At 58.5% G+C, this 19,927-nt stretch carries 23 protein-coding genes and 1 pseudogene; 18 read left to right on the forward strand and 6 right to left on the reverse strand.

Going from position 1 to position 19,927, the window contains the following annotated elements:
* The first annotated feature begins 20 nt into the window (after nucleotides 1–20).
* From LGQ10_RS04570 to LGQ10_RS04610, 9 genes are read left to right on the forward strand one after another with little or no spacing between them, the layout of a single operon-like run.
* The gene (locus tag LGQ10_RS04570; RefSeq protein WP_174395433.1) at nucleotides 21–356 is read left to right on the forward strand and encodes an RAQPRD family integrative conjugative element protein; all 336 of its coding nucleotides are present in this window, start codon (nucleotides 21–23) and stop codon (nucleotides 354–356) included.
* Nucleotides 353–592, forward strand: a complete 240-nt coding sequence (locus LGQ10_RS04575) for a TIGR03758 family integrating conjugative element protein (protein WP_174395432.1) — start codon at nucleotides 353–355, stop codon at nucleotides 590–592. The genes LGQ10_RS04570 and LGQ10_RS04575 overlap by 4 nt, the downstream gene beginning before the upstream one ends.
* 17 nt (nucleotides 593–609) lie before the next feature.
* The gene (locus LGQ10_RS04580) at nucleotides 610–981 is read left to right on the forward strand and encodes a TIGR03745 family integrating conjugative element membrane protein (protein ID WP_174395431.1); all 372 of its coding nucleotides are present in this window, start codon (nucleotides 610–612) and stop codon (nucleotides 979–981) included.
* A 7-nt stretch (nucleotides 982–988) separates the two neighbouring features.
* Nucleotides 989–1,402, forward strand: a complete 414-nt coding sequence (locus tag LGQ10_RS04585; RefSeq protein ID WP_174395430.1) for a TIGR03750 family conjugal transfer protein — start codon at nucleotides 989–991, stop codon at nucleotides 1,400–1,402.
* Entirely contained in the window at nucleotides 1,399–2,040 is a 642-nt protein-coding gene (locus LGQ10_RS04590) for a PFL_4703 family integrating conjugative element protein (RefSeq protein WP_174395429.1), read from the forward strand. Before LGQ10_RS04585 ends, LGQ10_RS04590 begins: the two co-directional genes overlap by 4 nt.
* Complete coding sequence (locus tag LGQ10_RS04595) at nucleotides 2,037–2,849, forward strand: TIGR03749 family integrating conjugative element protein (protein WP_174395428.1); 813 nt, start codon at nucleotides 2,037–2,039, stop codon at nucleotides 2,847–2,849. The genes LGQ10_RS04590 and LGQ10_RS04595 overlap by 4 nt, the downstream gene beginning before the upstream one ends.
* Nucleotides 2,839–4,356, forward strand: coding sequence for a TIGR03752 family integrating conjugative element protein (locus LGQ10_RS04600; protein ID WP_174395427.1), 1,518 nt, complete (start codon nucleotides 2,839–2,841; stop codon nucleotides 4,354–4,356). Before LGQ10_RS04595 ends, LGQ10_RS04600 begins: the two co-directional genes overlap by 11 nt.
* A complete protein-coding gene (locus LGQ10_RS04605) occupies nucleotides 4,319–4,735 on the forward strand; it encodes a TIGR03751 family conjugal transfer lipoprotein (protein ID WP_174395426.1) in 417 nt (138 codons plus the stop codon). Before LGQ10_RS04600 ends, LGQ10_RS04605 begins: the two co-directional genes overlap by 38 nt.
* The gene (locus tag LGQ10_RS04610) at nucleotides 4,735–7,488 is read left to right on the forward strand and encodes a conjugative transfer ATPase (protein WP_174395425.1); all 2,754 of its coding nucleotides are present in this window, start codon (nucleotides 4,735–4,737) and stop codon (nucleotides 7,486–7,488) included. Before LGQ10_RS04605 ends, LGQ10_RS04610 begins: the two co-directional genes overlap by 1 nt.
* Nucleotides 7,489–7,529: 41 nt before the next feature.
* Here the strand turns inward: LGQ10_RS04610 and LGQ10_RS04615 are convergent, their stop codons facing one another.
* The gene (locus tag LGQ10_RS04615; RefSeq protein WP_174395424.1) at nucleotides 7,530–7,787 is read right to left on the reverse strand and encodes a LasR-specific antiactivator QslA; all 258 of its coding nucleotides are present in this window, start codon (nucleotides 7,785–7,787) and stop codon (nucleotides 7,530–7,532) included.
* Nucleotides 7,788–7,956: 169 nt separating this feature from the next.
* On the opposite strand from LGQ10_RS04615, the gene LGQ10_RS04620 reads away from it, so the two are divergent.
* From LGQ10_RS04620 to LGQ10_RS04640, 5 genes are all read left to right on the forward strand, one after another.
* Nucleotides 7,957–8,211 (forward strand): helix-turn-helix domain-containing protein, encoded by a 255-nt coding sequence (locus tag LGQ10_RS04620; protein WP_174395423.1) that lies wholly within the window; start codon nucleotides 7,957–7,959, stop codon nucleotides 8,209–8,211.
* Between the two features lie 105 nt (nucleotides 8,212–8,316).
* Nucleotides 8,317–9,273, forward strand: coding sequence for a TIGR03756 family integrating conjugative element protein (locus LGQ10_RS04625; protein ID WP_174395422.1), 957 nt, complete (start codon nucleotides 8,317–8,319; stop codon nucleotides 9,271–9,273).
* Complete coding sequence (locus tag LGQ10_RS04630; RefSeq protein ID WP_174395421.1) at nucleotides 9,270–10,652, forward strand: integrating conjugative element protein; 1,383 nt, start codon at nucleotides 9,270–9,272, stop codon at nucleotides 10,650–10,652. The genes LGQ10_RS04625 and LGQ10_RS04630 overlap by 4 nt, the downstream gene beginning before the upstream one ends.
* Before the next feature lie 3 nt (nucleotides 10,653–10,655).
* Nucleotides 10,656–10,964 (forward strand): hypothetical protein, encoded by a 309-nt coding sequence (locus LGQ10_RS04635; RefSeq protein ID WP_174395420.1) that lies wholly within the window; start codon nucleotides 10,656–10,658, stop codon nucleotides 10,962–10,964.
* 10 nt (nucleotides 10,965–10,974) lie between these two features.
* On the forward strand, nucleotides 10,975–12,513 hold the full coding sequence (locus LGQ10_RS04640) for a conjugal transfer protein TraG N-terminal domain-containing protein (RefSeq protein ID WP_174395419.1): 1,539 nt from the start codon (nucleotides 10,975–10,977) through the stop codon (nucleotides 12,511–12,513).
* Here the strand turns inward: LGQ10_RS04640 and LGQ10_RS04645 are convergent.
* On the reverse strand, nucleotides 12,506–12,913 hold the full coding sequence (locus LGQ10_RS04645; protein WP_174395418.1) for a DUF3742 family protein: 408 nt from the start codon (nucleotides 12,911–12,913) through the stop codon (nucleotides 12,506–12,508). The genes LGQ10_RS04640 and LGQ10_RS04645 overlap by 8 nt on opposite strands.
* 455 nt (nucleotides 12,914–13,368) lie before the next feature.
* Here LGQ10_RS04645 and LGQ10_RS04650 point away from each other — a divergent pair, with 455 nt between their 5' ends.
* Both LGQ10_RS04650 and LGQ10_RS04655 read left to right on the forward strand, forming a co-directional pair.
* Nucleotides 13,369–13,698 carry a hypothetical protein gene (locus LGQ10_RS04650; protein WP_174395417.1) on the forward strand — a complete coding sequence of 110 codons (330 nt, stop codon included), beginning with the start codon at nucleotides 13,369–13,371 and terminating at the stop codon, nucleotides 13,696–13,698.
* Between the two features lie 131 nt (nucleotides 13,699–13,829).
* The gene (locus tag LGQ10_RS04655) at nucleotides 13,830–14,792 is read left to right on the forward strand and encodes an ArdC family protein (RefSeq protein ID WP_174395416.1); all 963 of its coding nucleotides are present in this window, start codon (nucleotides 13,830–13,832) and stop codon (nucleotides 14,790–14,792) included.
* Nucleotides 14,793–14,923: 131 nt separating this feature from the next.
* Here the strand turns inward: LGQ10_RS04655 and LGQ10_RS04660 are convergent, their stop codons facing one another.
* Entirely contained in the window at nucleotides 14,924–15,121 is a 198-nt protein-coding gene (locus tag LGQ10_RS04660) for a hypothetical protein (protein WP_174395415.1), read from the reverse strand.
* Between the two features lie 224 nt (nucleotides 15,122–15,345).
* On the opposite strand from LGQ10_RS04660, the gene mobH reads away from it, so the two are divergent.
* Complete coding sequence (mobH, locus tag LGQ10_RS04665; protein ID WP_174395414.1) at nucleotides 15,346–17,076, forward strand: MobH family relaxase; 1,731 nt, start codon at nucleotides 15,346–15,348, stop codon at nucleotides 17,074–17,076.
* Between the two features lie 168 nt (nucleotides 17,077–17,244).
* Here mobH and LGQ10_RS04670 read toward each other — a convergent pair whose 3' ends face one another.
* A complete protein-coding gene (locus LGQ10_RS04670) occupies nucleotides 17,245–17,820 on the reverse strand; it encodes a hypothetical protein (RefSeq protein ID WP_226524833.1) in 576 nt (191 codons plus the stop codon).
* A gap of 46 nt (nucleotides 17,821–17,866) precedes the next feature.
* Nucleotides 17,867–19,210, reverse strand: a complete 1,344-nt coding sequence (locus tag LGQ10_RS04675; RefSeq protein WP_183000278.1) for a cation:proton antiporter — start codon at nucleotides 19,208–19,210, stop codon at nucleotides 17,867–17,869.
* A gap of 164 nt (nucleotides 19,211–19,374) precedes the next feature.
* Here LGQ10_RS04675 and LGQ10_RS31495 point away from each other — a divergent pair.
* Nucleotides 19,375–19,682 (forward strand): annotated as a pseudogene (locus tag LGQ10_RS31495) (low affinity iron permease family protein); the annotation flags it as partial.
* Here the strand turns inward: LGQ10_RS31495 and LGQ10_RS04685 are convergent.
* Nucleotides 19,679–19,921: a hypothetical protein gene (locus LGQ10_RS04685; protein ID WP_174395411.1), complete on the reverse strand. Its 243-nt coding sequence runs from the start codon at nucleotides 19,919–19,921 to the stop codon at nucleotides 19,679–19,681. The pseudogene LGQ10_RS31495 and the gene LGQ10_RS04685 sit on opposite strands and share 4 nt — an antisense overlap.
* Between the last annotated feature and the right edge of the window lie 6 nt (nucleotides 19,922–19,927).

The following is a 19,927-nucleotide window of genomic DNA, read 5'->3' on the forward strand; positions in this document are numbered from 1 at the left end:
TATCTTCACGGGCCAGTATCATGCCAACTACCGCCTTTCGCTTCTTGTTGCTTTTCTCGCTGGCTATCGCCAAGGGCAGCAGTTATGCCGCATCTGCTCATGAGCAGGATCAGCTCAGCCGAGTCCAGCAGCAGCTCGAAATTATCGAGCGCCTTACGGCGCGAGCTATGACAGACAACACGGCGGCTCCCGACGATCGCTATCGCTTCGACTATCCCCGCCTGTCCAGGGACATCCAACACATACGGGACGGCATACAGGGTTATCTATCCCCTTCCCGCGCACAACCTCGCGACCCTGGTGAGCTGGTGGGTGATTACCGCCTCGACACTCCGCCTGCGGAGCCCTTGCCATGAGCATGACTGAAACTCAGAGCGCTGCGTTTCAAAACGCCTCCGGTTTTTCATCGCAGAGCAGTTCGACGCTCTGGATATCCCTGGTTCTGATTCTGACCTTGCTGTGGTGCGCATGGGTGATGTGGACGGCTTACCGCGGCTGGGCCGCCGGCAGCGTGCGCTTCGGCGCGTTTGGCGGTAGTGCTGCACGCGTGTTGCTCGCGTTGTTGGTTCTGATGTTCTTCACCCTGTCTTAACACCGGAGATCACCATCATGCTTAAGTGCCTTGTCCCTCTGAAAAACAACTTGCGTGATCGTGCCAGTCAGCGCCTGTTCGGCCTGCTGCTGGTGCTCGGTCCAAGCCTGGCTTTTGCCGAACTCCCCACCATGGAGGCCCCTTCGCGTGGCGAAGGATCTGGGTTAATCGAGACGATCAAAAACTATGCCTACGACGGCGGCATCCTGCTCGGTCTGCTGATTGCCCTACTCGCTTTCTTGGGGGTGGCGTGGCACTCGTTGACCGTATACGCCGACGTACAGAACCAACGCAAGACCTGGAAGGATCTCGGCGCTGTGGTCGGTATCGGCGCCCTGTTGGTGGTGATCATTATCTGGTTTTTGACCAAGGCTGCCGCGATTCTGTGAGGTAGGCATGAACGACACTATCGAACGCCTTTCCGACGGCACCTTGGTTTTTCTGCCGGAGCGGCTCAACCGTGATCCCGCCGTATTGCGTGGCTTGACCAATGATGAGATGTGGGTAGCGCTCGGCACCGGTGCGGTCATTGGCCTGCTGCTAGGCGTTCCGCTGGCGATCGCCACCGCCTCCATTGCCGTGGCGCCGACCAGCATGATCGCAGGCATGGCGGTGGTGTTATTTGCCGGTGGCACACTACTGCGTCGGGCCAAACGGGCTCGCCCCGAGACCTGGTTGTACCGCAAGCTCGAATGGATGCTTGCCAGCCGTTGGCGTCTGGGTCGCGGAAGTTTGATTCTGCACTCCGGTGCCTGGACGGTTCGCCGCTCAAGCCGTCTCCGTCCTGCCCTGTCCCGGTGGCTACCATGAGCCGATTTCGGAACAAGGTCGATGCCCAACAGGCCCACATCTTCAGCCTGCGTCTGGCGGTAGTGATCGGTGCCCTAGTCTGTGCCGGACTTTGGTACGGCTGGCGCTCGGCACCGACCGATCTGACTGTGCATGTCCCCCCAGACCTACGCTCGGGCAGCACGCGCAAGTGGTGGGATATCCCCTCGGAGAATGTCTATGCCTTTGCCCTGTATATCTTTGGCCAACTCAACCGTTGGCCCTCGGATGGCGAGCAGGATTATCGCCGCGCCATCTATGGCTTGCAGCCCTACCTGACACCCGCCTGCAAGGCCTTCTTCGACGGCGATTACGAGTACCGCAAGGCCGCTGGCGAACTGCGCCAGCGGGTGCGTGGCGTCTACGAAATCCTGGGACGAGGTTACAGCGAGGATCCGGAACTCAGGGTCAAGCAACTCGACCGCGACAGCTGGTTGGTCAAGCTCGACCTCAATGCCGATGAGTATTACGCCGCCGAACCGGTGAAACGGGTGGTGGTGCGTTATCCATTACGCGTAGTGCGTTTCGACCAGGATCCCGAGCGCAACAAGTGGGGGCTGGCACTGGATTGCTATCAGGGCACGCCGCAAAAAATCGCTCTGCCTGGAGGTGAGCCATGACGCGGATTTCTACCCTGGGGCTCACCATCGCACTGATGCTATGGGGAGTTGCTGCGCAGGCCGTCGAGCTGATGCATTGGGAACGCCTCCCCCTCGCGGTCCCGCTGGTGATCAATCATGAACGAGTGGTCTTTGTCGATGAGGCTGTTCGCGTCGGCGTGCCCTCGACCCTGACGGGCAAGCTGCGCGTGCAATCAACTGGCGGCACGCTGTACCTGCGCGCGTCGGAAGCCATTGCCCCGACCCGCCTGCAACTGCAGTCGGTCGCGACGGGCGAGATCATCCTCCTGGACATCGCGGCCACTCCCGGTGATCAACCGCTGGAGCCTGTGCGTATTCTTAAGAATGCTCAGATGCAAGCTACCGAGGCAGAATCTAGCACCGTCCCTGTTCCGGAACGCACACCGATCCCAGTCGCTTTGACGCGCTACGCCGCGCAAAGCCTGTACGCGCCGCTGCGCACCGTGGAGTCCCTGCCCGGTGTACGCCGCGTCCCGCTCAAGCTGCGCACTGAACTGCCGACCCTGCTGCCCACCGAAAACGTGTCCAGTACGCCTATCGCCGCCTGGCGACTCGGTGATTACTGGGTGACGGCGGTGAAGTTACGCAACCGTGGTTCAGCGACGGTGCAACTCGATCCGCGCTGGCTTCAGGCCAAGCTGTTCGCCGCGGCCTTCCAGCATGCTTTCCTCGGGCCTGTCGGCAGCGCTGAAGACACCACGATCGCCTACCTTGTCACCCGCGGTGCCAGCCTCGAGCAAGCCGTGCTGCTCCTGCCCGTTGCGCGAGGTGCTGGCGATGAAGGCTAATGCATTGCTCAAATGGCTGGTACCGGCTGCGCTGCTGGCCGTGGTGCTGATCATCCTGAAAACCTGGGTTGCGGGTGACAGCAGTTCCTCTCCTGAGAAGCCGGTTGATCAGGGCAACCTTCAGTTATCCGCCGAGCAAGCCAAGTCGCTCGGCATTGCGGGCGATACCCCACGCGACACGGTCGCCACCCTGGTCGGCCAGGTGAAGGCCATGCGCAGTGACATGCTCAGTTTGAAGAAACACAACGATTCGCTGTTGACGGAAAACAACCGCCTACGCGAGCGGGAAAGCAGTGTCGATTCGCGTATCCAGACCGCGCTTGGCAGTGTGACCCAGCAGGTCGACGAAGGCCGCCGCCAAGCCAACGAGGCCCGACTCAAAGCGGAACAAGACAGTCGTCAGGCTCGCGGCCTGCTGACGCAATTACAGGAGCAGTTGTCGGGGCTGGCTGGCAAAAGCAAGGACATGCCGATCGGATTGGGGCTTGAGCCCGGCGACGGCACTCAGTTCGAAGGGCGGCACTCTACCAATGATGCGCTACAGTGGATTGAGCCCTCGGATGCTCCGCCCACCGATGCCCGAGGCAAAACCACGACCTCCTCCTCACTGAGTCTGCCGACTGCCTTCAACTCACTGGAAGGCTTGAAAGATAACGCCATTGATCGTAGCCAGAAACAGCTACGTGCAGCCACCCAGGGTGAACGTGACCTGACGCGATACGCTGATCGTACCGAAGGCGCGAAGCCGGTCTACACCATTCCCGAAAACGCGACATTGATGGGCTCGGTCGCCATGACCGCGCTGATCGGCCGAGTCCCGGTGGATGGCACAGTGAATGATCCCTATCCCTTCAAGGTGTTGGTCGGTCCGGAGAATCTGACTGCCAACGGCATCGACCTGCCGGACGTCGCAGGTGCCGTGATGAGTGGCACGGCGTCCGGGGACTGGACCCTGTCCTGCGTACGCGGACAGGTCGAGTCAATCACCTTTGTGTTTACCGATGGCACCATCCGCACGGTGCCTCAGCCGAAGGCGGTAGCCAGCCGCACTGCCTCCACCACCCAGAGCTCGAACACCGACAAGATCCGTGGCGGACTCGGTTACCTGTCCGACCCGTATGGCATCCCGTGCATCGCCGGCGAGCGCCGCTCGAACGCCCAGCAGTACCTCGGCAGCCAGAGTCTGATCACTGCGGCCGGTGCGAGTGTCGCCGCCTTGCTCGGGGATGAGCAGAACAACAACAGCTTGATCAGTTCGGGCGGCAGTGCCTTCGGGGTCACCAACAGCAAGGGCAACAGCGCGCTGAATTCAATTCTCAGTGGCGGGGTCAGCGATATCCGCGAGTGGGTCAACAAGCTCTATGGCGAGGCCTTTGCGGCCGTGTACGTGCCACCGGCCGCACAGGTCGCGCTGCACCTCGACCATGAGATCACCATCGACTACGAGCCCAAGGGCCGGAGCGTTCGCCATGAAAAAGACCATGCCTCTCTGCCTGACCTGGATTAGCGTGCTCTGCTGGGTTCTGGCGGGGTGTTCCACCGACAAGGACATGCTGCTGCCCCATGGCGAGCAAACCATGCTGGACATCTGGAACGGCGCCGGTTCGCAAGGCACTCAGCAGCAACTGCTGGAGGCTCGACAGCAGTTACGCCGCCCGTTGGCTCCAGCAGATTTCTCCGCGTCTCTCCAGGAGCCGTACACGCGCACTGCGGCGAACGAGATCCGCAACCTGTTCCCGCGCCTGCCCAATCCCGATCTGGTGCTGTACGTGTACCCACATTTGAGTGGGACAGAGCAGGCACCAGTTCCGGGTTACTCGACCGTCTTTCCGTTCTACCAACGGGTGCAGTACGCATTGCCGGGTGAACGTCAGGAAGACTTGTAGTGCGTAGCGGCGACTCGGGGAACCGCACTTCTGCATGGAAAGCCTGGCGCAACCCATCGCGTCCTCACGCCACCTTGGCCGATGAAGCTGCACTCTATGCGCACAACCCCAGCTTCACCGATCACCTGCCTTGGGTCGAGTACCTCGACACCGAGCAGTGTTTTCTGCTGGATGACAATCGCTCGGTGGGCGCGGTGTTCGAGTTGTTGCCCATCGGTACCGAAGGGCGCGAACCCGATTGGTTGATGGCGGCCCGCGATGCACTTGAGGATGCCCTGCAGGATAGCTTTGACGAGCTGGATCAAGCGCCTTGGGTGGCGCAGTTTTTCTGCCAGGACGACAACGACTTCACCCCCTGCCTGACCCGGCTCACCGATTATATTCAGGACAGCGCGCGAGGCACGGTCTTCACCGGAGCGTACCTGGAACTTACTCGCCGCCATCTGCAGGCCATCGCCAAGCCCGGTGGTCTGTTTGAAGATAAGGTAGTGACGCGCCTACCCTGGCGCGGTAACGACCGCCGGGTGCGCCTGGTAGTCTATCGCTGGCTTGAGTCTGACGCGGAGGAGAAGGGTCTCACCCCCGTGCAATCCCTGCATCAGGCTGGCGAACGTATCGTGGCTTCGTTGCAAGCTTGCGGGGTGCAATCGACGCGAGTCGATGGCCGAGGTCTGTATGCCTGGTTATTGCCCTGGTTCAATCCGGCACCCACGCTCACCGATGAGGCACCCGAGGATTTCTACCGCCGCGTGGCCTACCCGGAGTGTGGCGACGGTGAGTCGCTGGCACTGCCCTTCGACCACGACTTTGCCGAGCGACTGTTCTTCAACGAACCGCGTTCAGATGTGCAGCATGGACTCTGGTTTTTTGACGATCAGCCCCATCGAGTCATGGTAGTGGACAAGCTGCGCCGAGCGCCCTTGATTGGTCAACTCACTGGCGAAACCCGCAAAGGCGACGCGGTGAATGCCCTGTTCGACCAGTTACCCGAAGGTACGGTGATGAGTCTGACTTTAGTGGTCAAACCACAGGATGTACTCGAGGATCAGTTGAACCGCCTGACGCGCAAAGCCATCGGTGAAAACCTGGCCTCGACCCAGACCCGCCAAGATGTTGAAGAGGCTCGCGCGATCATTGGTCGCCAGCACAAGCTGTACCGCGGAACGCTGGCGTTCTACGTGCGCGGTCACGAGGAGCAGCAACTGCACCAGCGCTCGGTCAGCCTGGCCAACGCTCTGCTGGGTGCTGGGCTGCAGCCGGTACGCGAAGGCGATGAAGTCGCCGCCTGCAACAGCTACCTACGCTGGTTGCCGATGGCTTACAACCCGGCCCGAGACATGCGCAACTGGTACACGCGCCTGATGTTCGCACAGCACCTGGCAAACCTCCTTCCGGTGTGGGGCCGCAGCACGGGCACAGGTCACCCGGGCATCACTCTGTTCAACCGCGGCGGTTCGCCATTGAGCTTCGACCCTCTGTCACGCCTGGATCGGGCCATGAACGGTCATCTGCTGTTGTTCGGCCCCACCGGTGCAGGCAAGTCGGCGACCCTGGTCACCCTGCTGATGCAGGTCATGGCGGTGTACCGCCCTCGTCTGTTTGTCGTCGAGGCCGGAAACTCCTTCGGGTTACAGGGCGACTACTTTGCGAGACAGGGCCTGTCGGTCAACAAGGTCCAATTGAAACCTGGCGCCTCGGTCAGTCTCGCACCGTTCGCCGACGCTTGGCGCCTGGTCGAGCAGCCGGACCAGGTAGCCAGTCTGTCGATCGATGAGCTGGACGATGAGGTCGTAACCAGTCGCGAAGACCAGCGCGACATTCTCGGTGAATTGGAAATCACCGCTCGACTGATGATCACCGGCGGCGAGCCCAAGGAAGAAGCCCGCCTGAGTCGAGCCGACCGCAGCCTGATCCGCGAGTGCATCCTGGATGCGGCGCAGACCTGCGTCAATGCGGGCCGCCAGGTGCTGACTCGCGACGTGCGCGACGCCTTGCTGCGCGTCGCCGCCGACCCGCATTTACCGGAGAAACGTCGTGAGCGCGCCCAGGAAATGGGCGAGTCCATCGACCTGTTTTGCCAGGGTTTCGAAGGGGAACTGTTCGATCGCGAAGGCACGCCTTGGCCTGAAAGCGATGTGACCATTGTCGACCTGGCCACTTATGCCCGCGAAGGCTACGAGGCACAGATGTCCATCAGCTACATCAGCCTGATGAACACTGTGAATAACATCGCCGAGCGCGATCAGTATCTGGGACGGCCGATCATCATGGTCACCGACGAGGGCCATATCATCACCAAAAACCCTCTGCTGGCGCCATTCGTGGTCAAGGGCACGAAGATGTGGCGTAAGCTCGGCGCATGGTTCTGGCTAGCGACGCAAAACCTTGCTGACTTTCCCACGGCTGCGCAGACCATGCTCAACATGATCGAATGGTGGATTTGTTTGAACATGCCGCCCGCGGAAATCGAAGAGATCGCCCGTTTCAAAAAGCTTTCACCAGCGCAGAAAGCCTTGCTGCTCTCCGCCAGTAAGGAGCCGGGGAAATACACCGAGGGAGTGGTGCTGTCGAAAAAGCTCGAGACGCTGTTTCGAGCCGTACCGCCCAGCCTCTATCTCGCCCTGGCCATGACGGAGCCCGAGGAAAAAGCTGAGCGCTGGACACTGATGCAGGAGAACGGCTGCTCTGAGTTGGAAGCGGCGTATCGGGTAGCTGAACGGATCGATAGAGCGCGAGGAATAGAACCCGCATAGGGGAATCTATTCAGGCCTCTCGCTCTAAAGCGAGTGATCGGTTATTGCGATACGCTCCGGAGCCGCTGCTGAATCCTCAACAAGAATCCGGCTTCGAAGGCATCCTGGCAGTCACCGACAGGAAAGGTCTTGCGGGTTTGCGCCAGCTCCCACCACAGGGGAATCTCACCGGGCGTATCAAGCCAAGCCTGAGCGCATTGCACGCCACGCTCGATCATCGGGGCAAACTCGTTGCCCCAGGGTGTCAGAAGGCCCGAGCAACCATCCGCCGCCGGAATTGAAATGTAGATTTCGTCCATACACACCCTAGATTTCTGATTTATTGTTAGACGTTGGGGCCAACTTTGACAAGCTTAACCACGCCAAATGAACGCTCGATAACAGGCATGAGCATCAAATGGCCTAGATCAATGCCAATGTAGACTATATCCCGTGGATTGAGAGTCCCTCAAGGCGCAATTTGCGCGCATGGCTCAAGACTACGAACACCTTCGTCTGCAACTGGCGGAAAACATCCGCTTGATGCGACGCGTGAAAAACCTTACCCAAGAGCAGCTCGCGCTCATGGCCGAGGTGGATCGCACCTACGTCAGTCAAATCGAACGATGCACGGGCAATCCGTCGCTGTTGGTCCTGTGCAAGCTCGCCAATATTCTCGAAATCACCACAGATCAGCTACTTGCAGAACCCGATACTCTGCGCAGCGCCCTTCACGTCAAATAATAGTCTCACGGCTCACAAATCCGATAGATCCGCCTTCATAATTTCCCCTGACAATCTTCAGTCCGTAATCGAACCTGCCCAGGCCATACACCGAGAGCCTGGATCATGCCTGTTGCCTGCTCGTCAATCTCGCCCACAAAGCTACGGCCCCTGGCGCTGAGCATCCTGCTGGCGTGCGGCCCAAGCGTGGCGCTGGACACCGTCAGCATCACGTCTTCCGTGCTTTCGCCAAACTGTCTCGACTACAGGGTCGTCGGCATTTGTTTCTGGCTCCTCTGCACGCCCTTCGGCTGCACAGTCAAAACCTCGACCAAGGTTCGTCATTTCATTCCTGAACTGGTGGTCTCGAGCTACGCCACCACCGGCAATAACCCTTGGGCCGAGATGGCTACCCTCTCCTCTCCCATCAGTGGTGCGGAAGGTGGCGGCAACCTGATCACGCCGAACACCCAGCGTGACAACCTACCCCGCTTCAAGAACGTTGATGGCATCGGCCACCCCGGAGGTTGGGCCGCCACACAACTGGCTTCGCAATCCGGCTATGCCTGCGCTAGTGTTGCAACTGCATTCATGCCTTACTACCTGAGCACCTTGGACTCACTGGCCTGGCGCCATGGCATCCCAGAAAGTCTTTACCCCGAGTCGCTCATGCCGGGGCTCCGTGAAATTGGTCGTCAGGCTTCGGGAAACATGTGGGGCAACGTTTATCCCCGGCAGGGCTTTCTGGTACAGCCCGACGACTTCAAGGCGGCCGCCGTCATGGCGCAACGGGCCGGCGATGTGATTACCCGCAATTGGCAGCCGCATGTGTACGTACCACTGACGCCTGCCAAACGCGACGGCTACTGGCCGCCGGGCCCGACCGTTGAAAACGACACTTCGACTCACAAATGGCAATTGCTTTACCCTCAGGTGCAGCCCACGTGCGCCATCTTCCCCAGCGAACCGGTACAGAGCGCGGATGGCGGCTACGCCTGGTCGCTATGGCGCCCCTATAGCTGCTGCAAACGTGAAGGACAAACCTTCCTGTTCGCCATCGACTTCGAAGGCGGTGCTTCATGAACCGGCTTCTCGCGCGACCATGGCTTGCCGTGAAGAGCCTGCTGCTCTGTGGACTGCTCGCGATGGCCACGCATGCCCACGCCGCCGAGGGCGTTTACCGCCTGGGTACTCAAGGCGAAGTACTTGACGACCGAGTCATGTACACCATTGGTGGCGGCTCGGCAGTCGGCTCACCGAGTTCGCTCTACCGACCCAGTGGTCTCGGTGTCGGCGGGTCTTGGCGAGCGAACATGATGTGCGGAAACATGAGTCTCACCAACACCCTGCAAAACCAGCTGAACGGCGCCACCGAAGGTTTCCAGCAGATCATGAGCAGCATCGTGCAGAACGCGACCCAAGCGGTAATGTCGCTGCCAGCGTTGATCATCCAGCGCGCCAATCCCGGCCTCTATGAGTTGCTGAGTAACGGCGTTATGCAGGGTCGCATCGACTTCGACCGATCCAAGCTGACCTGCCAGGCCATGGCCGAGAAGATGGCGGACAAGGTCGGTCAAGCCGGCTGGGGCGCGCTGGCCAAGAACCAGGAGATGCAGGGCAACCTGGAGCAAACCGGTGGCGATGCGGTGGCTGCGGTGAAAAACACCGAGGCCCGCAACGGCAACAATGGCGTGTCCTGGGTCGGCGGCTCGAAGGCTGGAGGTAATGGGCAGATGCCCATACGAGTGACTTCCGACGTGGTGCGCGCGGGCTATAACCTGCTGCATAACCGTTCGGTGGATGACAGTGCCTCGATCAGTGTTAACGATTGCCTGGGTGGGGCTATTTGCCAGACCTGGGCTTCGCCCCAGGAGGAATCCGAGTGGGCCGTTCGGGTGTTGGGCGAGAGCGAAGTTACGACCTGCGACGCCTGCGAAACCCTGCGTGCTACCGCTGGCAGTGGGTTAACGCCGCTGATCCAGGAGGCCTACAGCGAACGTCTCAAGGCCCTGCAAGGGCTGTTGTCGGGCTTACTGCGGCCTACCCCTGACAACCTGGCGAAAGCCTCCAGCCCGATGCTGCCGGTGACCCGTGGCGTGATTGAAGCCCTGCGCGACGATCCTGACCAAGATCTGTTGGCACGCCGCCTGGCCAGTGAGACAGCCTTGTCCAGCGTGCTCGACAAAGCGTTGCTGCTACTGCGCACCCTGCTGGCGGGCAGTCACGAACCGAACATCGCTTCAGCCGAGCCGGCCGAGACAGCCTTGACGAAAAATATCGACGCCCTGGAGCGCGAAATACGTCTGCTACAAACCGAGCTGCAGGTCCGGCAGATGCTCGCAACCAATACCGCCAGCCTGGTGCTCGATCGGCATGCCGGTGGTGCCGATGCTTCGCGTACCGTCGAGCAAGGCGACCCTGAGCCGGGCCGACTCAATGATGCTGACGCTAGGCGCAAGTGAGCCATGAAACGCTCACCGCTATTCACTCTGCTTTCAGGTCTGGGGATTGCCGCGGTGATGATCCTCACCGCCGCACTGGTCGCCTGGATCGGCCACACTGCGCTGGGTAGTTTCGAGGTCTGGCAGCAGGCAATCGAATCCGTACGACCTTATCTGCGGTGGTGGCGCGCCCTGCTCTACGCCGCCCTCTTTGCGCTCTGGTGGGATCTGCTTCGGCGCTACCGACATCGACCACAGCATCGACTGCGCGTGAAACGCATTGGAGTATTAGGGCTCGTGCTCTTTACCTGCGTCGAACTCACCCGAGTGTGAGGTCACCACCATGCTCATGAGCACCAACAGCTACCTGGAGTTTTACCTCTCTCTGCTGGCCTGGATCATCAACAACGGGCTCTGGAGTGCCCTGTCCGACACCGGGCTATTCGCCGCGCCCTTTGGCGCAATTATCTTGCAGGAATGGTTGTCTGCCCGTCAGCAAGGCGCGGATGAAGGCAACAAGGGACTGCTCTCGGTGCCGCGGATCGAGAACCGGTTGTGGCTGGCCTACATCGTCGTGCTATTTGGCTGCGCCCCCGTCTTTCCGTTGAGCCTCGCCTCAATGGCGTTCGATGATGCGGCGAGCCAGCGCTGCGGCGTGAGTGTCGCCAAGCCGGCGGAAACCGCCTGGGGGACCACCTTCAATACCATCGGCGAACGCTCCGCCAATGTGCCGATCTGGTGGTTTTTGGTGCATGCCTTGAGCAAAGGCGTGACCGCGGCGGCTACCGCCTCCATCCCTTGCGCACCAGATATCCGACAAATGCGCATGGAGATCGACAGTTCGCGCATCGACAGCCAGGTACTGCTGCAGGAAGTCGCCGATTTCACTCGCGACTGCTATGGCTTTTCCCGTTCTCGGTTGTTCACCAACCGTCCGCAGTTGGATAAGGTACAGAGTCACGACGCGTCCTGGATCGGTTCAAGCTATTTTCTCGACACGCCCGGCTACTACGACACCGATCGTTCACGCACACCGCGAGTCAGTTGGCCGTATGACGACAGCCGCGATGTTTCCTTGCCGCGGCTGGAGAATGGCGCGGGCTACCCCACCTGCAAGCAGTGGTGGAGTGATAGCGGTGTTGGGTTGCGCGAGCGCTTGATCCAGCAGGTCGATCCCTCGCTGCTGACTCAGCTGAAAGGTTGGTTGACTGGTCGTTCGAGCAACGAGATCGAGGATGCCACCCTGCGTGAGCTGGTCAGTCCGCGCCAGCAATCGATGTCCATGTCGCCTGGACAGGTGTATCAGGACTATGGCTCCAGTGCCCGAGGCGGCTCGATCAATCAGGGGCTCAATAACCTGGCCACCAATACCGGGTTGGCCCTCGGCTCCTTCAGCAACTTCCCGGCGATGAATGCGCTACGCGCTGCCCTGCCCATGGTGCAGGCCTTCCTGATCATGGGCGTCATCATCAGCTTGCCGCTGATTCTGTTGGTGAGTACCTATCAGCTGAAGACCGTCATGACCGTGACGTTTGCGCTGTTCACGCTGCACATGTTGAGCTTCTGGTGGGAACTGGCTCGTTGGGTCGACTCCAGCATGCTCGATACCTTGTACAACCAGGTCTCGGCGTCCAATCAAGTGCTGTTATCGCTGCCCACATCCGGGTTTATGGATGGGACTGTCACCGCGCAGGTGATCGAGTATGTGATGGGGGCGATGTTCTTGGTGCTGCCTGGACTGTTTTTGGTCGCCATGAGCTGGGCTGGCTACTCAATCGGCAACAGCCTTGAGGGGATGCTAGGTGGTGCAAGCAAAGCCGCGCATGGTGCCGCGGGCAAAGGAACGGATCAGTTGATTGGTGCTACGAAGAAGCTTACCTGACGTTATCAGATGATTTGAAATGACCTATGTAATGGCCATTGTCATCGTAGTTGCCAAGATAGGAGTTAGCCCCAAGGTAGTCAGGACCTGGATTGCCCTCTTCAAAATCCGTGTCGATGACAGCCTTGGACTGCAGAAGGGCAATCACAGCGATCACCACCACAACAGAAGCGGCCAGCCAGAAACAGATAAAGAGCAGCCCTCCGATCATTGCCATTTTGGCAATCAGAAAGCTCCCGCGAACAAGTAATTTACCCGCGGGCAATCCTGCCGTCACCGCACACTCAGCCACGCGGGACTCAAACGCTTTCAAATTGCGATACACGCGCTTTATCGACATGCCACAGGTATATGCCCAGCGGTGGGCACGTGAATTCTGAATAGGGTTCTGAGTCGGCATGGTCTCGCCCTCTGCTGAGCGTTTTCATGGTTGAGACAGGAGTAACAGCCTACTACTGAAAACGGTCCGTACCTGACCGTTTATCAGTTTGCCCAGCCGAAAAATCTTGACTGGAAGACAGAAGACAAGCCCCGTGAAACAGCGTCTCTTTGGAGGTTGACCCGTATAAATCGTCCGGCTAAATACAAGGTACGGATCGCTGTTATCGACAGCACCCCGCCCAGGTAGCCAGAACCTTAAAGGCTACGTCACTTCGATGATGGTTCTCCCCTAGTGCGATTAGCGTTCGGTAGCTCGCACGGTGACCGTTTCTACGGTGATGAACGCCTACTGCACTCCTGAGCGCCTTTCGAGCTCTGCTCGTCAGGGAAATCCTCTTGATTTTCTTCAACCCACTGCGGGGAAATCTTTTCCCCCACGGGACAGGTTTCTTCACGTTTCAACGGAGACATACCATGCCCGACACACTTACACCGGAAACACTGAACACCCTTCGGTTGCCCATCGTGTTCACCCCTGGCGCGTGGCAACGCGCAGTACTGCTCGAGCAATCCGATCACGCTGAGAAGCTGCAGGTCGATCGGTTGAGCCACGTACTGCGCGCAGCCTTCGAAGCCCATCTGGCCTATCCAAACAAGCCCTACGTGCTGTTCGAGATAATCCACATTGAACCAACCGATCACTTAGACCACGACCCGTTGCTGCAATTGAGTCTGAGCCTACTCCAAGAGCCGGGTCAGCCTGGCGCCTTGCTGATAGCGCTTGCAGGAGACCACAAGCGCTAAGCGCAATTGGCGGCGCCCACCTCCACACTCGGACGGCATGCAAGACCTGCATCAATCCAGCACATCACCCAATCGGGGAACCCTCCCCGACGGGCACGGCGTTCCTCCGTTTTTCTCTCGAGGAAATAGCCATGCGCGATATCTACCAAGACGTGACTGACAAGATCGTTACCGCATTAGACCAAGGCGTTGCTCCCTGGATCAAACCCTGGTCCTCAAGTGGCTCAGCTGACGTCGGTCATCATCACCCCTACCCCATCAACGCCATCACGCGGCGTCCCTATTCTGGGATCAATTTACCGTTGCTCTGGGCCGAGGCCAGGTTGCAGGGGTTTACTCAAGATCATTGGCTGACTTTCAATCAAGCCAAAAAGGCTGGCGGGCACATCCGTAAGGGTGAGCACAGCACACTGGCGGTGCTCTACAAGCCGATGGAGCGCGAGGAACAGACCGAGTTAGGCCAACCCGTACTCGATGAAAACGGTCAGCCCAAGGTCACTCACTTCGGCATTCTCAGGACACATTTTCTGTTCAACATCGAGCAAACGGAGGGGCTCGAAATGCTCAATGAAACCCTGTTCGAGACGGAACAGAGTGATCCCTTCCAGCCCAACAGCGCCGCGGAAAATTTGCTGTTAAGTTCAGGTGCACACATCGTTCATCGGCCGACCGACGAAGCCTTTTACCACCCGATCAGGGATCTCATCCAACTGCCGACAAAAGCACAATTTCATGAGGAAGGCGGGTACTACGCCACCGCACTTCATGAGCTGACGCACTGGACCGGGCATCACGCTCGGTTACAGCGCGAAGGCGTGACGTCAGCCTGTCCGTACGGATCACCAGGCTACGCGTTTGAAGAGTTGATCGCCGAAATGGGCGCTGCGTTTTTATGTGCCTACACCGGCATACCGGGAGAGCTCCGGCACGAGGGCTACATCGACTCCTGGCTCGGCCTGCTCAAGGCTGACAAACGTGCGATCTTCCGCGCAAGTGGTCACGCCCGCAGCGCCTCGGAGTATGTACTCAACCTGGAGCAGCAACTGAAGCAAGCGGTCTTGGATGACTCGCCTTGCATGAACGATGGAGCTTAATCGATATCTCACCGTTGCAAACGCGACACAAGGCCCAACGCGAGTTGGGCCCTTTTTATGCTCAGAAGAAAAGCTCCATGCCGCGGGATCCTGACGCAAAGAACAAGAGAGGCGCACACACCATCAGCCTGTCATTCCGCATCCAGGTTCTGCGCCAGAAAATCCAGCAGCTCGAGGGGACTCCGGCTGTCGATCACCTTGTAGATCAGATCGCGCTTACTGCGCGGCAACTTCTTGACCACGCTCTTCGCCGAGGCTCTGACGGCTTCGTCTGTCCCATGGATACGTGCCGCAAGCAGCAAAACCAGCGTGGCGTCTGTCAGGTTCATGGCAAGCCCCGAGAAAATTCGCACCGCAGTGTACCGACTCTTGTCTTTTCCGTACCAGCCCTCCAACAAGACGATGTCTAGCCGTATCAATATTCCGATTGCCGCACAAAAGGACACGCACCAAAAGGATGGGTAAGGGTCGGAAGGGAATGGGGATTCAAGGGTAAGAGCCCTACCCGAAAAGGCTAAAAGGCCACTGATCCAGTCACTTCCCGGAGGTCACGATGCTCAGTCTGTTTCGCCACAAAAGGCAGAAGCCCCTTCCGCCACCGACCGTGAGCGTCGCCGAAGGTTACCTGCCCATCGAGTCGGCCCACAGCTTGTTAGCAGCGGAGCATCGCCGCCAGTTGCTCGATCGCATCTGGCAGTACACCGCCCTCTCCCACGCCCAATTCACCCAGCTCTATTTAAATCCAATCCATCGCTACGCCGAACAGGTCCAGCTACTCCCGGCCAGCGAGACGCACCACCATGCGTACCTCGGTGGCATGCTCGACCATGGCCTGGAGCTGGTCGCTTGCAGTTTGAAACTGCGTCAGTCATATCTACTGCCCACCGGCGCCGCGCCCGAAGACCAAGCCGCCCAGACCGATGCCTGGTCGGCAGGCATCGCCTATGGCGCCCTGCTGCATGACATCGGCAAGATCGCCGTGGACGTGCGGGTCGAACGCCAGGATGGCCGTGTTTGGCATCCTTGGCAGGGCTCCCTGGATCAGCCCTACCGTTTTCGTTACATCAAGGGTCGTGACTATCACTTGCACGGCGCCGCTGCAGGTTTGCTCTACACACAGATTCTCGACCGTCCGATTCTGGACTGGCTCAGTGGATTTCCGCCACTGTGGGCCAGCCTGCTGTATGTCCTGGCGGGCCAGTACGAACGTGCCGGCGTGCTCGGTGAGTTGGTGATGCAGGCAGACCGTGTTTCCACCGCACAGAACATCGGTGGTAACCCGAGCAAGGCGCTGCAAGCGCCGATTCATTCGCTGCAACATCACTTGATCAGCGGACTGCGTCATCTGGTTCTGCACGAGCTGAAACTCAACCAGCCGGGTGCGGCTGCTTGGTTGACTCAAGACGCACTCTGGCTCGTGAGCAAGACGGTCACGGACAAGCTGCGAGCCTATTTGCTGTCGCAATCAATTGAGGGCATTCCCTCGTCCAACCTCGCGGTGTTCGACGAGCTGCAATCGTATGGACTGGTCGAGTCCACCCCGGAAGGTAAAGCCATCTGGAACGCGCTTGTGACACAGGGAACCTGGCAGCAGAGTTTCACTTTTCTGCGCCTTCAGCCGGCACTGATTTGGGGAGACGAAGACCGGCCTATGTCGTTCAGCGGAACGGTGAACATTGTGGCTCATGACCACTCATCTGACACCCCGCTACCAACACCAGCGCCCGAGACAGTCGGTGCAGAATCAGGTCAAAGCCAACCGCAACCGGATCCCATGGCGATAGAGGATGCTGATTACCTCGGCACGTTGCTGGACAGGTTCGAGTTGGAAGAGCCTGAGGCCCGTGACGTACCGCCAGAAAGTGCTGTCCAAACCTTAACGCATCAATCGCATAGACCAGGCCAGGCGTTCCTGAATTGGGTCAAGGAAGGCATTCTCAGCCACAAGCTGATCATCAACGACAGCAAGGCTAAAATCCACACGGTGGCTGGGAGCGTATTTCTGGTCACGCCTGGTCTCTTTCAACGCTATACGCAGGAATTCCCCGGTATCTCGCAGGGCGCCTGTCAGGAAATCGAAGAATGGCGCTGGGTGCAGAAGCAGTTTGAGAAACTGAAGGTCCACAGGAAACGCGACAATGGTTTAAATATTTGGGTCTGTCAGGTGGAAGGTCCTCGGAAGAAAGGAAAACTCCAGGGCTATTTGCTAGAAAAACCAAAACTATTATTCGAAGCTACGCCGGTGCCTCCAGACAATATTTTTTTAAAAATTGAAAAATCTTAAAGGTCCGTAACATCCCAGACTCGACTCAGGCAACCAGGCGAAGGATTGCGCACTGCGCGTCAGTCCCTATTGCCAGCTCAACGATTTAAATACATCTCACAGGGCACAAGTCGAAGCCGAACGCACCACTCTTTGACCCTGCAGATGCTCCCTGCCAGCGCCTTAGAGCTACATCTCGGCAATCGCCCATTTCATAATACTTCGCTCAAACGGGGACAGCTGCATCCCATCCAGGCGGATCGCCAAGTGTCGTAACTTGTTCAGCAGGTCATTCAAGTTGTCAGATGGAAGAATTGAACTCTTAATACGCGTCGAGACCTGCGTGGGAATCCCATATTCGTCCAGCGCCGTCAGTAAGGGATCGTGAAAAAGGTTCTCCATCTGCTCAGAGAAGAAGCTGAAGCCTCCTGGCTCAATATTGCGCTGGGTGAAGACATCCGCCTGGATCTTGCTTATGGCCATAAAATCACGAGGAAGGCGATAGCACAGGACGTTACGGATAAACTTGAGACGAAGGTTGAGCGCTTCGCTCGCAGTGGTGCCCGTTCGGTTAGTGTCGATTGCGTTCTGCAGATACGCCGAGAAATCTTTCTCCATTCGGACAGAGTTGATATGAAAGGCGAGCTGAGGGCCTGAAGTGATTCCATAATCCATCAGTTTGGTCTGAAGGTGATCACAGACTAAGGTGCACACGTATTCGAGCTGGTTTTGTTCAGGGTGAATAGCCCCGGGTTTCGTAGACACCTCTTTGCCTTAAATGGACTGCCCTGGCACATTTCAGTTGCAGCCATCAGGAGATCCTCTCCTTCGACGCTTCGTATCTGGCAAGGAGCGGCTGGACACTCAACCCATGCAGCATAATGCTCAACGCCACCACTGACAGCACCAGGTTGATGCTTTGCTCGGCCAAGGTAGGAAGCAGGCCATGATTCAGGGCATAGAACAGGTAGTAGAAGCTGCCGATACCTCGGATGCCAAACCACCCTAAAAGCCTTCGCTGGCGGATATCTAGCATTCCTCGAGCCGGGAACAGCAAGATGCTGATGGGGCGAATGACAAAAAACAAGGCGCCGGCAACCAGCACTGCCCACCAGTCCCAATGCTCAATGAGCACTACCCCGAGCAGGGTCACCAGAAATACTTCCATTGCCCGTTCGATCAGGCTACCGAAAGCCAGCATGTCACCCAACATGATCCCCGCTGCTACCTGCGAGTCGTCGAGCCCTTTCACATCGCCTTTGACGGCTAGCTCCGGTGCCACGTGCTGGTGCCCCACCACAGGCTGTACCAAATGTTCAGCAGCCGGCTCTTCTGGACTATTGGCGGTCTGAACCTCCGCCTGCCGCAAACCCAGGCCCGCAGCGAACACTGCGAGGAACCCATAAGCCTGTATCGACTCGGCGCTCACGTATGCCAACGCTATCAGGGCAAGGGCCAGATAGTCATTGGGCGAGACGGTGCTGTCGTCGTTGCGCAGACGCAAGAACAGCGTGAGCTTGCCCAGGCCGCGCCCCATCCAGTAGCCAAGCAACAGGCCTGCGGTTACTGCCCACAGCATGTCCTTGAGCAACCAGTCACTGAACCAGGCCTGTCCATTGTCCTGTTGCAGGAACAGTCCAAGCATGACGAAGGGAAACGCCACGCCGTCGTTGAGCCCTGCCTCACCCGACAAGCTGAAACGGACAAGATCATCGTCCTGTGCATCAACCACCTGCACCAGGGTTGCCAGAACGGGGTCAGTGGGTGCGAGGATCGCCCCGATCAGTAGCGAGACTCCCCAACCCAAGTTCAGGCCGTAATGCAGCACCAGCGTTACCCCAGCAATGCACGTCAACATCACCGGCCCCGCTAGAAAAAAGGCGCTGCACCAACGGCGGTTGTGCAAAGGCAGGCGCAATTTCAAACCATTGAAGAATAGCGAAAATAACACCGCGACCTCTGTGAGGTGCTCCATCCACCCGCTCGACTTGCTCAAATCCAGCTGAAGAAAACCCAGCCCCGATGTACCCAGGCCGATACCCAGGGCAAGGCACACTACAGACGAGGTCACAGGGATCCAGCGCAGGTAGGAGGATGAGAGTGCGAGCAGCAGCAAGACTGCGCCCAGCATGGCGAACCAGACGATGAAGGTCATCTGCGCAGAAGCCTAGGGAAAGTTTTCGAGTATTTTTTTGACTTTCCGGCACGCAACGGCGTTCCGCTGCACTTAGTGAATTCACCCAATACCTCGGGAAATGTAAAAAAAATTTCAGCACTCCGCTGCCGTCAAACCCTCTAGATCGCAGTGGAGATTACGTCATGAAATTCGCCCAGTTTTGCCAATGGCTCGCCAACCACGCCGGTAAACCGAACACCTTTTTGATCGCCGTGGTGTTGATTGCCATGTGGGCTGCATCTGGGTCTTGGTTTCACTACAAAGATACGTGGCAACTTATCGTCAACACGTGGACCACCGTCATCACATTCCTGATGGTTTTTCTGATTCAGAACACCTAAAACCGGGATAACGACATCATCCACGTGAAGCTCGACGAACTGATCCGCGCTACGGGCAGGCGGCTGCGGATGCCATTGATATTGAAGGTGGCGATCTTCAGCGCTTTCATGCGTCAGGGTCACTCACGTGAGCCTGCACGGCATCTTCCAGTGCCCGAATATCTGCCTCGTCGGCCAACGCCTTCAGCGCCAACCAGTCATCCCAGTCAATGGAACCATCGTCCCGCAGCGCCTCGGCGGTGCAAACCAGTTCATGGTAGTAAGCATCCGGCGATTCGCGCCGGTAGCTGATGTCGTCGTACTGCGCGTACCAGGCTTCAAGTTCAGGAATGCTGCGTTCGATGCTCATGACGGC

Origin of the sequence: Pseudomonas sp. L5B5, from assembly GCF_020520285.1 — a bacterium.
Classification (GTDB): domain Bacteria; phylum Pseudomonadota; class Gammaproteobacteria; order Pseudomonadales; family Pseudomonadaceae; genus Aquipseudomonas.